The organism is Pandoraea sp., assembly GCF_004297875.1.
GTDB lineage: Bacteria > Pseudomonadota > Gammaproteobacteria > Burkholderiales > Burkholderiaceae > Pandoraea.
Genome location: NZ_SCSK01000038.1, coordinates 63,683 through 77,390, shown reverse-complemented (window position 1 = coordinate 77,390; position 13,708 = coordinate 63,683). Strand labels below are relative to the sequence as shown.

Annotated in this window: 16 protein-coding genes; 8 read left to right on the top strand and 8 right to left on the bottom strand. The window is 63.7% G+C overall.

Annotation, left to right across the window (positions count from 1 at the left end; genetic code table 11):
- Positions 1–129: 129 nt before the first annotated feature.
- Positions 130–915: an AraC family transcriptional regulator gene (locus tag EPN80_RS11570; RefSeq protein WP_293027015.1), complete on the bottom strand. Its 786-nt coding sequence runs from the start codon at positions 913–915 to the stop codon at positions 130–132.
- Positions 916–1,006: 91 nt separating this feature from the next.
- On the opposite strand from EPN80_RS11570, the gene EPN80_RS11565 reads away from it, so the two are divergent.
- Both EPN80_RS11565 and EPN80_RS11560 read left to right on the top strand, forming a co-directional pair.
- Entirely contained in the window at positions 1,007–1,981 is a 975-nt protein-coding gene (locus EPN80_RS11565; RefSeq protein WP_293027012.1) for a threonine dehydratase, read from the top strand.
- Positions 1,982–2,179: 198 nt separating this feature from the next.
- Complete coding sequence (locus EPN80_RS11560; protein ID WP_293027009.1) at positions 2,180–2,761, top strand: ProQ/FINO family protein; 582 nt, start codon at positions 2,180–2,182, stop codon at positions 2,759–2,761.
- A 168-nt stretch (positions 2,762–2,929) separates the two neighbouring features.
- Here EPN80_RS11560 and pcl read toward each other — a convergent pair whose 3' ends face one another.
- Positions 2,930–4,192, bottom strand: a complete 1,263-nt coding sequence (gene pcl, locus EPN80_RS11555; protein WP_293027006.1) for a 4-coumarate--CoA ligase — start codon at positions 4,190–4,192, stop codon at positions 2,930–2,932.
- Between the two features lie 2 nt (positions 4,193–4,194).
- Positions 4,195–4,584, bottom strand: coding sequence for a photoactive yellow protein (gene pyp / locus EPN80_RS11550; protein ID WP_293027004.1), 390 nt, complete (start codon positions 4,582–4,584; stop codon positions 4,195–4,197).
- Between the two features lie 129 nt (positions 4,585–4,713).
- On the opposite strand from pyp, the gene EPN80_RS11545 reads away from it, so the two are divergent.
- From EPN80_RS11545 to EPN80_RS11535, 3 genes are all read left to right on the top strand, one after another.
- Positions 4,714–4,959, top strand: coding sequence for a hypothetical protein (locus EPN80_RS11545; protein ID WP_293027001.1), 246 nt, complete (start codon positions 4,714–4,716; stop codon positions 4,957–4,959).
- A 211-nt stretch (positions 4,960–5,170) separates the two neighbouring features.
- Entirely contained in the window at positions 5,171–5,437 is a 267-nt protein-coding gene (locus tag EPN80_RS11540) for a hypothetical protein (RefSeq protein ID WP_293026998.1), read from the top strand.
- Positions 5,438–5,575: 138 nt separating this feature from the next.
- Positions 5,576–5,875: a hypothetical protein gene (locus EPN80_RS11535; RefSeq protein ID WP_293026995.1), complete on the top strand. Its 300-nt coding sequence runs from the start codon at positions 5,576–5,578 to the stop codon at positions 5,873–5,875.
- Positions 5,876–5,927: 52 nt separating this feature from the next.
- Here the strand turns inward: EPN80_RS11535 and EPN80_RS11530 are convergent, their stop codons facing one another.
- Entirely contained in the window at positions 5,928–6,419 is a 492-nt protein-coding gene (locus EPN80_RS11530) for a phenylalanine--tRNA ligase beta subunit-related protein (protein WP_293026992.1), read from the bottom strand.
- 318 nt (positions 6,420–6,737) lie between these two features.
- Between EPN80_RS11530 and EPN80_RS11525 the strand changes: the two genes are divergently transcribed.
- Positions 6,738–7,370 (top strand): LysE family translocator, encoded by a 633-nt coding sequence (locus EPN80_RS11525; protein ID WP_293026989.1) that lies wholly within the window; start codon positions 6,738–6,740, stop codon positions 7,368–7,370.
- 11 nt (positions 7,371–7,381) lie between these two features.
- On the opposite strand, the gene EPN80_RS11520 is transcribed toward EPN80_RS11525, so the two are convergent.
- Both EPN80_RS11520 and EPN80_RS11515 read right to left on the bottom strand, forming a co-directional pair.
- On the bottom strand, positions 7,382–8,791 hold the full coding sequence (locus EPN80_RS11520) for a CoA transferase (RefSeq protein WP_366468858.1): 1,410 nt from the start codon (positions 8,789–8,791) through the stop codon (positions 7,382–7,384).
- A gap of 103 nt (positions 8,792–8,894) precedes the next feature.
- A complete protein-coding gene (locus EPN80_RS11515) occupies positions 8,895–9,869 on the bottom strand; it encodes a patatin-like phospholipase family protein (protein ID WP_293026986.1) in 975 nt (324 codons plus the stop codon).
- Between the two features lie 295 nt (positions 9,870–10,164).
- On the opposite strand from EPN80_RS11515, the gene EPN80_RS11510 reads away from it, so the two are divergent.
- Positions 10,165–11,088 (top strand): recombination-associated protein RdgC, encoded by a 924-nt coding sequence (locus tag EPN80_RS11510; protein WP_293026983.1) that lies wholly within the window; start codon positions 10,165–10,167, stop codon positions 11,086–11,088.
- Between the two features lie 132 nt (positions 11,089–11,220).
- Entirely contained in the window at positions 11,221–11,625 is a 405-nt protein-coding gene (arfB, locus tag EPN80_RS11505; protein ID WP_293026980.1) for an alternative ribosome rescue aminoacyl-tRNA hydrolase ArfB, read from the top strand.
- On the opposite strand, the gene EPN80_RS11500 is transcribed toward arfB, so the two are convergent.
- The gene (locus EPN80_RS11500) at positions 11,622–12,617 is read right to left on the bottom strand and encodes an aldo/keto reductase (RefSeq protein WP_293026977.1); all 996 of its coding nucleotides are present in this window, start codon (positions 12,615–12,617) and stop codon (positions 11,622–11,624) included. The two genes, arfB and EPN80_RS11500, sit on opposite strands and share 4 nt — an antisense overlap.
- 96 nt (positions 12,618–12,713) lie before the next feature.
- Entirely contained in the window at positions 12,714–13,622 is a 909-nt protein-coding gene (locus tag EPN80_RS11495) for a LysR family transcriptional regulator (RefSeq protein ID WP_293026974.1), read from the bottom strand.
- Positions 13,623–13,708: the final 86 nt, after the last annotated feature.

Genomic DNA, 13,708 nt, shown 5'->3' with positions numbered 1-13,708 from the left:
CTCCGGACTCGAACCGATTGACCAGCCCTTGGCGGCCGCGAAAGGGCGTCTACCGCCAATCCGTGATTGATCTGCTTTGTGCGACGTCTCGGCACACGCCCATCCAATCGGTGCGCCACAAACACCGAATCACGGACGCGTTCTGAAATCCGATGGGACGCAACCGAGACGTTGCCGGAAGATACCGGTCATGTGTGCGTGGGATGAAAACCCGGCAGCCAGGGCGATCTGCGCCAGATCGAGCGAGGTACCGACGAGCAGATCGCGCGCGCGTGCAATCCTTCGATCAAGAACATGCGCATAGGGAGATTTGCCTGCGGATGCGCGGAAACAACGCGAAAACGCCCCTTCCGACATCTCGATCTCGGCGGCCATCATGGCGACGGTGAGGTTGCGGTCGAGGTGGGCTTCAATGAAATCGTCGATGCGTTTGAGTCGGTAGCCGGTCAGCCTTTTCGTCTGGCGCTCCGCGCACGTCGACCAGGCCGCCGTGGCGCGTTCGACCAAAGCGGCGGACCATTCCTCCAGCATCAGGGCGTCGCCCGGACTCGGGTTGAGCATGTGTCGACGGATCCAGCCAGCCAAGGCAACGGCCTGGCGATCGACGTGATCGCTGAAGGGTGCCGTGCGGGCGTCGTCGATGGCCCCGCGCACCGTCAAATACTCCCCGCCATGGTCGGAGCTGGAATACACATCGCAACCCGACGGGACGAACGCCAGCCCGTTGGGGTACGCCCGGAACGGCACCACCCTGTCGCTGGCGAATGCATGAAAGCCCGACTGACTGTCAAAGGCAAATCCCACCAACGGGCCGGCGCACGTGTAGCGAGCAAGATAAGGCTGCCTTGGCAGTAGCTCCAATGTCCATCGGCCGGCATTTCGCTGCCGGACGGCTTCCGCTTTTTGCAGGGTCATGGTCGCTCGCTGTCCCGGGATGAAAGGTCAGGATCCTGAAAGAATGGCAATCACGATTGTGCCAGTATCTCCAAAACGATGGAGGACACCCATGAAGCTACCCGACCTCGATGAACTGGAGGCCGCCGCATCCCTGGTTTACCGGCAAATGCAGCCGACTCCCCAATATGTGTGGCCGCAGATTTCGCAACATCTCGGTGCGACCGTGTGGCTAAAGCATGAGAACCATACCCCGACCGGGGCGTTCAAGGTACGTGGCGGCATCACGTTCATCGACTGGCTGACACGCAATCAGCCGCAGTATCGCGCCATTGTCACGGCCACGCGCGGCAACCACGGGCAGAGTCAGGCACGAGCCGCGACGCTCGCGGGCCTGCGCAGCACCATTGTGGTTCCTTATGGAAACTCCCGCGAAAAGAACGCCGCCATACGATCGTTCGGCGCCGACCTGGTAGAGCATGGCGAAGACTTCGACTCGGCGCGCGCCGAAGCGATGCGGATCGCACGGGATCAAGGGGGGTTTCTGGTTCCGCCTTTCAGTCGCGAGGTGATGCTGGGCGTTGCCAGTTATGGCCTGGAATTGTTCAAGGCGGCACCGACGCTCGACACCGTCTACGTGCCGATCGGTTCTGGCTCCGGCATATCCGGGATGATCGCGGCACGCCGGGCGCTGGGCCTGGGTACGGAGATCGTCGGCGTGGTCTCGACCGAAGCGCCGGCGGCAAAACTCTCCTTCGAGGCCGGGCGAGCGATAGAGACCCAAACGGCCCGAACCTTTGCCGACGGCCTTGCCGTGCGGGTGCCGGTTGCCGAGGCTTTCGATATCTACGCGCGGGGCGCCGCCCGCATCGTTGCCGTCAGCGATGGCGAGATCGCCTTGGCGATGCGGCTTCTGTACCAGGGCACGCACAATGTCGTCGAAGGTGCCGGCGCGGCCTCGCTGGCTGCCGCCATGCAGGAGAAAGCGCGCAATATCGGCCGGACCGTCGGGGTGATTCTCACAGGTGCGAATATCGACTCGGCGGCATTTGCCAGAGTGCTCGACGGCGGCATACCGCCCCCCTAGAGACACCTCGACCTGAAGGGCAAAGCCCCTTGCTCACACTGCGCAGAAGGGTGGCATGAAGTGCGCCATCGTCGGCCGGCCGATCGCCGATACGGCCGCACCCGATGGCCACGGCATGCCAAGCTGTGCCAATCGCCCACACGGCGGGCATTGGGCTGCTACTATTCGACTTTTGGATGGACCCTCACAGGAAGCGTCATGGGATTCGAGCAACTGGCAGAACTGAAGAAACAGCTGGCGAAGGAAGCAAGGGAAGCGAAGGAAAAATCACGGCAAGCCGCCAATCCGGCTGGCAAGCCCGCTCGCCCTGTCCACCCGGCCCGCCCCTCCCGTCCTGCCCAATCGAAGGCGAGCGGCCAAGCGGCGGCCAAGAGCGAGCCGGTCGATCCGGTCGTGCGTGTGATCGGCAAGCTGCAGAAGCGCTTCCCCGTAGCATTCCCGAAAAATCCCGCGCCCAAGGTGCCGCTGAAAATTGGCATCCTCACAGACCTCCTCGCCCATGCCGAAGAACTCGCGCTGGGCGAAGCCGAGCTGCGCGAAGCGCTTGGCACGTGGTGCCGCGGCAGCCGCTACTGGGCCTGCCTGACCGACGGCGCGGCGCGCGTGGATCTGACCGGCGCACCGGCAGGCCAGGTCAGCGCGCGTGATGCGGCCTTCGCTCGCAATCAGGCCAGGGGCGCGCCCAGTGCACGGCGCCAAGGCCGGCGTGCCCCTGCGTCCGTCCCAGGCGATGCCGCAACCGCACAGCCGTCGCCGGCTGTGAGCGAAACAAATGAGTAATCGCCAAACGTTCTGACCCATATCTGCCGTGATGTGCCGAACCGGCCGATTGAGCAGATCGGCTGGCGCCGAGTGCCTGCGCGAAATGTTTAGAAAGCCTACGGCGATACGTGGCCGCCAGCCAACCCGACTAATGAAAACAGGGCCGCGCCACCCGGCTCCCTGACCTCATCCGCGCCAAACCGGCACCGACTCGAGCGGCCAGTCGCATGGTTTTCCAAGTGCGTTGACGGGCAGCGCATCACCGAAACGATATGATTTGGGTCGCGCGGGCGCAGGCAAGCGCGCCTGCATCCAGCTCTTCAGATCACCAAGCAAAGCAGGCACGTCAACCCCGGCGCGCGCGACGACATAGGCTTTGAGCCCCTCTGTCTCGTGGGGGGCCATGAGACGCACCGCTGCGTCGGCGACTCCCGGGTGCTGCAGAAGTACATCACGAACGTGCTCGGGAAACACGTTGATGCCGTTGACCTGAACTGCGCCATCGATCCGGCCGAGCACCGCGAAGCGCCGGTTGCTCTGCCAGCCAAGCCGATCCTGAAGCCTGATGATACGCGCTACCCCGTCACTTCCCGTGCGGGTGAGCGTGGCTTCGTCGGCGCCATGACGCGCCCAGTGAGGCATCAATTGATAGGCCTCCGTCGGCCCCTCCCGCCACCCGATGCCGGCGGTCTCGGAACTGCCGTAAATTTGCAGCAATCGCCGCAGGCCGCCCTTGCCACTGGTCAGCATTCCAGCCAGTGTGGGCGGGCATGGCGCAGTCGACGTGACACCCGTGACCTCGGCTGGCAGCGCACTCGCATAGCGCGCGACCATGCTCCAATGGGCGGGATGGCTGATCAAAACGTCACCGGGCGCCAGCAAGCGCGGCAGCGCCTGTGGAGCGACGAGTCGCGCGTCGACGACGGATACGCCCAGACGCGCAGGCAACAGGACGGTAAACAGGAACCCGTAAATATGATGCGCCGGAACCGCGCAGACCACGCGGCGCGTATCGGCAAGCAGCGTGCCCAGATGCGCGACTTCCTCATGCAGGTCGATGAGCGCATGAGTGCATGGCTTCGGCGTTCCCGCGCTGCCCGATGTCCTAAAAGTCAGCCGGGCGCTGAAGTGCGCCAGACCCAGCCGGCAGACGTCGATCCACTCGCCAAAATGGCGGCGCGCCAGCAGCAAATCCTCGATACCGCTCTCGTGTAAGTGCAGCGCTTGCGCGAGCGCGCCTGCAATAGCAAGCCGCTCCAGAGAGTCAAGCTCCAGCCCACCTTCATCGACGCGCAAATCGGTAGCCCACGGGCGCAATGCCACCGTGCCGCCAGCCGGCCTGAGTTGCTGCAATTCGTCATGAACCAGATCCTCGACGAAGCGCGCAAGCAAGCCGGGCACCGCGAACCAATCACCCACCGCATCGGCGCAGCGTACGTCACCCGACACAGTCAGACTCGCTTGACAAAAATCCAGTATGAGTCCGTGGAAATTGCCTTCTTCATATGAACCTTGACCTTGGTCGGCTTCATCTGGTGGTCAAACACGTACTCAAACAAGGTATTTAGATTCCCGTCCCGGACACCGGCGTCGAACAGTCCCTTGAATGCGGCCCGGTTGGTGCATGGTGCGACATCGCGAAAAAAATTCTTGCCAATCATGGCTTTGGGATCGCGGCCGGTGATAGCGCCTTCGGTCGCGTTGTACTTGAGTATTTTGCCGGTTGCGTCAACCTCGACTGCACCGAACGACAAATCATTGAGTTGGGCATCGCTCATTCTGCCGAGCGTGTTTTCAATGTCGTTTTTACCAAACGCTACGATTTCTAATGGCGCATTCATTTCGTTGCTCACAAAGGTGGGGATAGGACAAGGCGCGCTATCCGGAACCGGCTAACGCGCACCCCATGGTTTAAAGGAAAAATGAGTCGCGCAGACGATCGATGATGATCGTCACCGAAGGCTCGAGGTATGTCGTCGCGGTTCCGGCTTGCGAATTTCACGACTACTTCTTTATCGGCAGCCGCCAACGGATTCTTTAGCCGAATCATGGTGCTGATGCCGCTCTACCCGATCGGCAGGATTCTGACGCGCATCTGCCTGTCGCCGTTGCGGTCGGTTGTGGCGCTGATTCTGCTTCTGAACTTGGTCGGACTTTGGCTGCTGACGTTCATCAAGTGGCCTGCCGGCCTCGCGGAACACCATTCAATGCTTTGACGAAGGCCACTCCACGAGCGCCATGTCCGGGCAGGTAGCGCCGGCCTGCTTCGCACGGACGCTTTCTTTGGCTACTGGAGACGGCCGGCGCCACGTTGGGTGCCGATCCGAATTCGTCGGTGCGGTGTTATCGCGCAATATCACCGAATCGGCCATCCGCCGCGGCAAACCGTCCCGACCCGCTGCGTAAGAAATCATGCCCATTGAAAGCATGCTTTCTTCTTACATCCATTGCCGCTACTATTTCGATCATGGAGTATTTCCGGGAAGCAAGAGAATGATGGATTGGGACAAATTGCGTGCCGGTGGCCTCGGCGAGTTTCACGATTCGCATGACCGAGCCCGGCGCAGGAGGCGCAAATCCTGGCTCAAGCGGTTGGCGATCGCAGTCGCATTGTGCGGCGTGGCGGCAGGGATCGTGCTGGCGGTGGAGAATTTGACCGGCCACGAACAGCCGCAACCGGCCAAGGTCCGCTAACGTATTCATCATGCTGTTCGAATAGCCGTGCCCTGGCGAGCGCTCAGCTCATCGCCTGATCCATTGACGCAGAGAGCGCGCATGCTTATAGTGCATCGGGCAGTTTTACCGACCAATAACGCACGCTTGGGAGAATAAATGGCAACCGCGGTGATTATCAGGCATCCGCAATCGGGGATGGTGAAAAAGGGATATTTTGGTTTCAGTTGGACATATCTGTTCTTCGGCTGGTGGGTGCCGCTGTTTCGCGGCGAAGTCGGCATTGCGGCCATTCATTTTTTCTTTACGATTTTCACGTTCCTGATCTGGCAGGTGGTCATGGCGTTTCTCTACAACAAGCAATACATGACGCGCATGCTGGTCGACAAGGGTTTCGTCCTCGCCGACAGCGAGCCAGTCAATACGATGGCGCGCCTCAAGCTCGGCATCGCGCAATAACGCCTCGCGGGGTGCCGCCATCGCGGCCCCTGCCCTCGGCGGCCCCGTTTCTTCAAAATTCGAATGTCGGCCACGCCTGGCTCAGGATCGCGTTTTTGCGTGTCTGCCAGCCGGGTTCGTCCGATCCTTCGCGCGCGGCGGCAATAACTTGCAGCACGTCGCTCCCCGCGCTGGCGAGCACACCTTCGGCGACGATCAGCACCGCCACGGTGTCGTGGCGCACGGCCGATCGAGCACTTTGCCGGTGTGTCCAGCGGCGCGCGTGCGCACGGCCGGCGCAATCCGCGAAAATCACTTCACCGGGATCGGGATATTCCGGCTCTCCAGAGGATGCGGCGTAAGCTTCATTGCCCTGGGCGTGCCGCGCCTCGAGGTCGCCGTCGACGCGACTCGCATCGAATACAGCGATCGGCGCGGCAAAGGCGATCGAGACGGCATTGCACAGATCGATCAGTGGATGAATCGGCGGTAGCCTGCCCGCTTTCCTGACGCACCGCAGGAGCGAATCCGACGCGCAGCGGAATTGGGGCGGCTTGAGCCCCATCGTCGGAATCTTGGATCGCCCGCATCGGACGCAATTTCCGCAGTGTAGATCGGCCCCAAAGCAAAACCAAGCCTCGCCAACGACTCGGTACCCACTCGCGATTGTTGGCCCGGCGGCAACTGGCATGGTAGTCGTGCGGAAACTGGCCCGGCGGTTTGTTCGCAACTGTTCCGGGAGCCTTCGGGTACGCCATGGAATAATCGAGACTTCGCGTGATTGGCGCAACTCGGCGAAGCGTATCCCGCCGCCGAGAATACGACGGCCATTGAATCATGCGCCTGAAGGCTTCCCGAGACCTACCCTCCCTGGAGATATGCGATGCCGACACTGTCCCACCTGATCGCTTTCGGGCTCGTGGCCCTGGGCATGGCGTTGACGCCCGGGCCCAACATGATCTATCTCATCTCGCGCTCGATCTGCCAGGGGCCGAAGGCAGGCCTGGTGTCGCTGGCCGGCGTCGCGCTCGGCTTCGTGATCTACCTGCTGTGCGCGGCATTCGGCATCACCGCGCTGCTCATGGCCGTCCCCTTCGCTTACGACGCCCTGCGCTACGGCGGTGCGCTCTATTTGCTGTACCTCGCCTGGCAGGCGCTCAAGCCCGGCGGCAAATCGCCTTTCCAGGTGCGCGACCTGCCGCAGGACCGCCCGCGCAAGCTTTTCATGATGGGCTTCGTCACCAGCCTGTTCAACCCGAAAATCGCGATCCTGTATCTGTCGTTGCTGCCGCAATTCATTGACCCCAGCCACGGTAGCGTACTGGTGCAGTCGCTGGCACTGGGCTTCACGCAGATCCTGTGCAGCGTCACGGTCAATGCCATCGCATCGATGATGGCCGGCTCGATCGCCGTGTTCCTGGCCGGGCGCCCGCTCTGGCTCGTTGCACAGCGCTGGCTGATGGGCACGGTGCTGGCTGGCCTGGCCATCCGCATCATGACCGAAGCACGCCGCTAGCGGGCAATCATTCAAGGCTCGCTGGCATCGAGCCACGCGGGCGGGTGCGTGCCCAGTGGCACCGGCGGCATGTCGAAATGGGGCGGCGTCAGCGACATCTGCTCGACCGGCGCCACCGCGCACACGCGGCCAAACGGCGAGTCGATCGTCTGCAGCCACGGCGTTACCTCATCTTCGCCAAGCTCTGAAGCGGCAAGTCCGTTCGCCAATAAGCCGAGCGACTGCAGCCAGCGCCCGGTCTGCGCGAGCGACACGCGCACCAACCAGCTGCCGCCCTCCTGCTCGCGCCGCCGCAGGGCCATCATGGCGCCGAACGCCGCCAGAAATCCCGTCGCATGATCAAGCGCCTGGCACGGCAATCTGCCGGGCCCCGCCAGTCCGGCTGCCTGCCCCTCCTGCCATGCGATACCGGTGGCCGACTGCACCAGACTGTCGAAGCCGCGCCGTTGCGCCCACGGCCCGAGATGACCATAGGCCGATAGCGTCACCTGCACCAGTCCGGGGCGAAGCGCACATAGCGCCTCCGGCGACAGGCCAAACGCGGCCAGCGCACTTGGCCGGTAGGCCTGCAGAAAAACATCGGCCTCCTTTACCAAATTCAGCAAGACCTCACGTTCGCGCGGCGTCCGCAAGTCGAGATGCGCGCTGCGCTTGCCCCGCCCGTTATCGATCACCAGCGGCAGCAGATTCGGCAGATGCGCGGCGCCAATCGCCAGCACCTGCGCGCCGTGCTGGGCAAAAGTACGCCCTGCCACCGGCGCGGCAATGACACGCGACAGGTCGAGCATGCGCACGCCGCTCAGGGGTCGCCGCGCGGCCACGCCTCGCCCGATCGATTCCGGTAGCGCGTCGCCGATGCGGATGATTTCAAACAGCGGCAATGAAGCAATCGCCGCGGCCTGAGGGTGTGCCTGCCACTCGTCGGGCGTGCGAACCAGCGCCGCGCACAGTCCTGCGTCGGCCAGGCGCTGGTCGAGCTCGGCGGCCTGCCAGCGCGCGATCGCGCGAGCGACCGACGCGCGGTCGCCGTCACACTGCAGCACGCGCAAAATGCCGGCGAGATGGTGCGGAAAATTGGCGTGCAGCTGAATCCAGCGACCATCGACCGCCTCGAAGTATCCGGTGATCGGCGAGCGCAGTTCCGGAGGCGGCCGGCCGTCAACTGTCAAGTAGCGCTCGCTGCGGAACATTGCCAGCGCGCGCCGGCCACTCACTTCGACCCGCTGGGGGCGGCCGGTGCGCTGTCGCCAGATCTGCGCGGCGGCCAACGCCTGCAACCCGATGCTCGCCGCGGCGATCACATCCACCCGGAACACCGACGGCAACGATCTTGCCAGATCGGCAAGACACAGCATGTCGAGCGCATCGGGCTCGCCGCCGGCCATTGACCAAAGCGACGTCAGTGCAGTGTTTGCATCCATGAGACCCTCATTCGCGACGTGACGAAAGACAGCGCCGCTGCAGTCATATCCACTCGTGGCATCGATGCGAAATGTCCTGTGACCCGCCCGACGTCCAGCGTACTCAGGTCAAGCCCAGGCGGGCGCGAATGGCCGGCATCATGCGCTCGACCGCCGCATAACCTTCGGCGATGGTCGGTTCGGCACGATGAAAATCGAAGATCCCCAGGCCGCCCAGGCGAGGCTGGATCAGGATATCGGCCGGCTCGCCCGCCAGGCGGCTACGCGTGATGCGCACCTGCATGATATCGATGCTTTGCGCGATCGAACTGAACATCGACGGCATGCGCGCGCTCGGCGCCGGCGGGGTATGCACGTCGTCGCTCACGCGGCTGCGATCCGGCGCCAGCCAGCTCGGCCATGGCTTGCCGTTGCGGCGCAGGCTCGTTGCCAAGGCCGGCACGCGCGCTCCCGACTGAGACGCGCCATCGGGGTTGAGGCTGTCGGGCACCGCGCCGCCGAAGTCCCGACCGTTGAGGATGTCGTTGTTCAGGTCGACGGCAATGATGCAATCCGCGCGCATCGCACGGGCTGTCGAGACCGGCACCGGGTTCGACAGGCTACCGTCGACCAGCCAGATACCGTCGTGCCAGACCGGCGTGAAAATGCCCGGAATCGCGATCGATGCGCGCACCGCATCGACGATGCTGCCCTCCTGCAACCAGATCTCGCGGCCCGAGTCGAGCTCGGTGGCCACGGCCGCGTATGGCATGTTCAACTGATCGATGGTTCGGCCTTCGAATTGATCCTCGAACAGACGGATGACTTTCTTGCCGCCGAGAAACCCGCCGGAAATACGCAAGTCGAGCAGCCGCACCACGGTCTGCCATGTCAGGCGCGACGCCCACTGCTCGAGCCAGTCGAGTTCGCCATTGGCATACACCGCGCCGATCAGCGCGCCGATCGACGTGCCGCACACCACATCGGGCTTCACGCCCGCGTCGTGCAAGGCGCGGATCGCGCCAATATGGGCCCAGCCTCGGGCGGCGCCGCCGCCCAGGGCCAGGCCGATACGGGTATGACGCGGCGGGCGGATCATCGCCGCCCTCTCGCGGCGCGGCGGCGCATCAAGCGTGATTCGAGCCAAGGTCGTGCAGCGTCTGTATGCATTGTCACTCTCCGGGGGGGATGATCGCGTCGCGCTACGGCAAACGCGCTGTCGGATCTATCGACTGCCTCGTGTCGCCAATCTTACCTCCGAGCAGACACGCCCGTCAGTCATCGGTTCGCCCAAATATCGCCGGGCGGCAAAAATGCCCGCGGCGAATGTCCGACCCGCGCAACAATCCATCGTATAGAATGGGTTGCTTTGCCCTCGCCCATATCTCTTTCCTATGTGGTTCAAAAATCTCCAGATTCATCGTTTGCCAGCCCCGTGGAACGTCACGCCCGAGCAGTTGGAACAATGGCTGGCGCCGCATGCGTTCGAGCCCGGCAGCAGCATCGTGATGCAAAGTCAAGGCTGGGCCTCACCGCGTGATAATGGCGCGCTCGTTTATGCGCGCAACCGGCAAATGCTGCTGACGTTTCGTGCCGAAAAGAAACTGCTGCCGGCCTCCGTCATCAATCAGGTGACCAAGGCGCGCGCGCAGGAGCTCGAGGAGCAGCAGGGCTTCAAGCCCGGGCGCAAGCAAATGCGTGAACTCAAGGAACAAGTCACGGACGAGTTGCTGCCGCGCGCCTTCAGCATCCGGCGCGATACGCGCGTGTGGATCGACGTGGCCAATGGCTGGCTGGTCATCGACGCCGCCTCGCAAGCAGTCGCCGACGACGTGCGCAGTCTGTTGATCAAATCCGTCGACCAGTTGCCGCTGGCCAATGTGAGCGTGGCCCACTCGCCGGTCGCGGCCATGACCGGCTGGCTGATCGCTGGCGAGGTACCGGGCAATTTCACCATCGACCAGGACGCCGAGCTGCGCGCCAGCGGCGACGGCAACGCGACGGTGCGCTACGTCGGTCAGACGCTCGACGATGCTGAAGTGCGGCGCCATATCGAGGCAGGCAAGCAATGCGTGCGGCTGGCGCTGACCTGGGCCGACCGCATCTCGTTCGTGCTGACGCCGTCGCTGACCATCAAACGCGTCGCGCCGCTCGACGTGATCAAGGAAGCCGAGGACCCGACCGCGCAGAACGACGACGAGCGCTTCGATGCCGACGTCGCGCTCATGACGGGCGAACTCGATCGCCTGTTGGCCGAGCTGCTCGACGTGCTCGGTGGCGAGCAACAGGACGCGGCGCCCCAGGCGCTGGCCGCCTGAGCCCGCGACCGCAGCCGGGGCCGTCGTCCCCGGCGCGGGGCGAGGCAGGCGAGACGGCACCAGACGGTACGACACTGCACGCAAGGGCGCGGCAATCCCAACGGCGCCCGCCAAAATTGTTATGCTAGGGCCATGCTTGAGCCCATTACCATTCCTGCCCACGAAATCGAGATCACGGCAATCCGCGCGCAAGGCGCGGGCGGCCAAAATGTGAACAAGGTTTCGAGCGCCGTGCATCTGCGCTTCGATATTCGCGCCTCGTCCCTGCCCGAGCCGATCAAGGACCGGCTGCTGCGTCTGCCTGACCAGCGCATCACTCGCGATGGCGTGGTGATCATCAAGGCGCAACAACATCGCAGCCAGGAATTGAACCGCCAGGACGCGGTGCGCCGCCTGCACGAGTTGGTGCAGGAAGTGGCGACGCCACCGCGCCGGCGCCGGCCTACTCGCCCGACGCTTGGCTCGAAAATCCGCCGGCTCGAAGGCAAGCGCCAGCGCGGCCAGGTCAAGGCGCTGCGCGGGAAAATAGCCGACTAGCGCGCCGCGTCGCCCCAGCGATATTCCATCGACACCTCATCGAGCTTCGCCTTCAGATCGGCGTCGAGCGTCAGGTCTGCCGCGGCCAACGTGTCGGTCAATTGCTCGGCGCGGCTCGCGCCGATGATCGCCGAGGTGACCGCCGGGTTGGCCAGGACCCAGGCCAGCGCGGTCTGAGTCAGCGGCTTGCCCGCTTGCGCGGCAATTTCCTTGAGCTTCTCGATGGTGTGAAACTCGCGTTCGTGCCAGTAGCGCTGCGTGTACATTTCGCCGGCCTTGCCGACCGTCGCCGTAAAGCGTCCTTCGGTGGGCGCCACGTCGTGCCGATGCTTGCCGGTGAGAAGACCGCCCGCGAGCGGGTTGTACGGAATCACGGCAAGCTGCTCCTCCTGCGCGAGCGGCAGCAGTTCGCGCTCGATCTGGCGAAACAGCAGGTTGTAGCGCGGCTGCACCGACACAAAACGCGCCACGCGCAGCACATCGGCGCGGCCCAGCGCGCGTGCCAGCCGATAGGCAAGAAAATTCGACACCCCGATATAGCGCGCCTTGCCCTGCCGCACGATCGTATCGAGCGCTTCAAGCGTCTCATCGAGCGGCGTTTGCGTATCATCCGAATGCAGTTGATACAAATCGACATAATCGGTGCCGAGCCGGCGCAGCGACGCATCGATCGCGTCGAGCAGATGCTTGCGCGAGGCGCCCTGGTCCCACGACGAGGGGCCGACCTTGCCGACCGCCTTGGTCGCGAGAATGAAACGCTCGCGCTTGCCCTTGAGCCAATTGCCGACGATTTCCTCGGTGCGCCCGGCGAGCTGCTCGGTGCCGCCAAGCGGATAGACGTCGGCGGTGTCGATAAAATTGACGCCGGCATCGGCGGCCTTGTCGAGAATCGCGTGCGAAGCCGCTTCTTCGGTTTGCAATCCGAATGTCATCGTGCCGAGGCACAGGCGCGACACGGTCAGACCAGTGCCGCCGAATTTACGATATTGCATGATCGGTTCCTTGAGCGAGGGGGTAACAGCAAGAGAGGATTCATGGCCCGCCGCCATGATACCGTCGGATGCCCAAGCGTGCAGGCCGCGCCCGGCTCAGCCGCGTCCGCTTGTCACATAGCGCAGCAAGCCGTCGGCGAGTGCCGCGAACGTGGCGCGGCAGCCCGGACTGTCGCGCAGATCCTCGTGCATGGCCAGCCACGTGTCGAGCCGCGGCGCGATCTGTTTAGGGAACAGGCGGATCAGGTCGGCGTTGTCGCGCGCCAGTCCAACCTGACAAAAACCAAGTCCAAAGCCGGCGCGCAACGCCGCCAGTGCGCTCAGGTCGCTGTCGGTACGCAGCGCGAAGCGAACATGCTTGAGCGCGGGCAGGCGGGCTCTCATCCCACGCAGAAAGGGCGTCTGCTTGTCGTAGCCGATGATTGCGTGCGCGCCCAGCGCCGTGACGCTGGCAGGCGTGCCGCGCCGCGCCAGATAGCGGCGATGCCCATACAAGCCCAGCTCGATCGGCCCGATGTGCCGAGCTATCAGCGCCTCCTGGCTCGGCCGCTGCATCCGCACGGCGATATCGGCCTCGCGTCGCAGCAGGTCCTCAAGACGATTCGACGGCGCCAGCTCGATCGACAGATCGGGATACTGCGCGTGCAGCTCAGCCAGGATCGGGGGCAACACCTCGGCACTGATCACCTCGCTGGCGGTAATGCGCACCGTGCCGCGCACGCCGCCACCCTCGCCCTGGCTGGAAGCCACGCGCAACAGCGCGGCACTGGTCGATTCGAGCGCCTCGGCATAAGGCCTTAGCGCGAGCGCTGCCTCGGTCGGACTCAAGCCCTGCTGGGTACGCACGAACAGCGCAAAGCCCAGCGCCTGCTCCAGCGCGTCCAAATGGCGCCCGACGGTAGGCTGCGTCAAACCCAGCGAGCGGGCCGCGCCGGAGAGCGAGCCGGCACGAAAAACGCCAAGCAGCGTGCGGTACAACGTCCAGTTCGGTTCATTTGCATTCATACAAATATGTATAGCTTATCTATCAGAATAGACAATTTCATTTAACCGGATTTTACGCAAGAATGCTTGCCATGGAACTTCAGGAA

Coding starts and splice junctions, on each gene's coding strand:
- EPN80_RS11565 (WP_293027012.1), top strand. CDS start 1,007: ATGAAGCTACCCGACCTCGATGAACTGGAGGCCGCCGCATCCCTGGTT.
- EPN80_RS11525 (WP_293026989.1), top strand. CDS start 6,738: ATGCCGACACTGTCCCACCTGATCGCTTTCGGGCTCGTGGCCCTGGGC.
- pyp (WP_293027004.1), bottom strand. CDS start 4,584: ATGAATGCGCCATTAGAAATCGTAGCGTTTGGTAAAAACGACATTGAA.
- EPN80_RS11515 (WP_293026986.1), bottom strand. CDS start 9,869: ATGATCCGCCCGCCGCGTCATACCCGTATCGGCCTGGCCCTGGGCGGC.
- EPN80_RS11560 (WP_293027009.1), top strand. CDS start 2,180: ATGGGATTCGAGCAACTGGCAGAACTGAAGAAACAGCTGGCGAAGGAA.
- EPN80_RS11545 (WP_293027001.1), top strand. CDS start 4,714: ATGTCGTCGCGGTTCCGGCTTGCGAATTTCACGACTACTTCTTTATCG.
- EPN80_RS11535 (WP_293026995.1), top strand. CDS start 5,576: ATGGCAACCGCGGTGATTATCAGGCATCCGCAATCGGGGATGGTGAAA.
- EPN80_RS11495 (WP_293026974.1), bottom strand. CDS start 13,622: ATGAATGCAAATGAACCGAACTGGACGTTGTACCGCACGCTGCTTGGC.
- EPN80_RS11530 (WP_293026992.1), bottom strand. CDS start 6,419: ATGGGGCTCAAGCCGCCCCAATTCCGCTGCGCGTCGGATTCGCTCCTG.
- EPN80_RS11570 (WP_293027015.1), bottom strand. CDS start 915: ATGACCCTGCAAAAAGCGGAAGCCGTCCGGCAGCGAAATGCCGGCCGA.
- EPN80_RS11510 (WP_293026983.1), top strand. CDS start 10,165: ATGTGGTTCAAAAATCTCCAGATTCATCGTTTGCCAGCCCCGTGGAAC.
- EPN80_RS11500 (WP_293026977.1), bottom strand. CDS start 12,617: ATGCAATATCGTAAATTCGGCGGCACTGGTCTGACCGTGTCGCGCCTG.
- EPN80_RS11540 (WP_293026998.1), top strand. CDS start 5,171: ATGCTTTCTTCTTACATCCATTGCCGCTACTATTTCGATCATGGAGTA.
- EPN80_RS11520 (WP_366468858.1), bottom strand. CDS start 8,791: ATGGATGCAAACACTGCACTGACGTCGCTTTGGTCAATGGCCGGCGGC.
- arfB (WP_293026980.1), top strand. CDS start 11,221: ATGCTTGAGCCCATTACCATTCCTGCCCACGAAATCGAGATCACGGCA.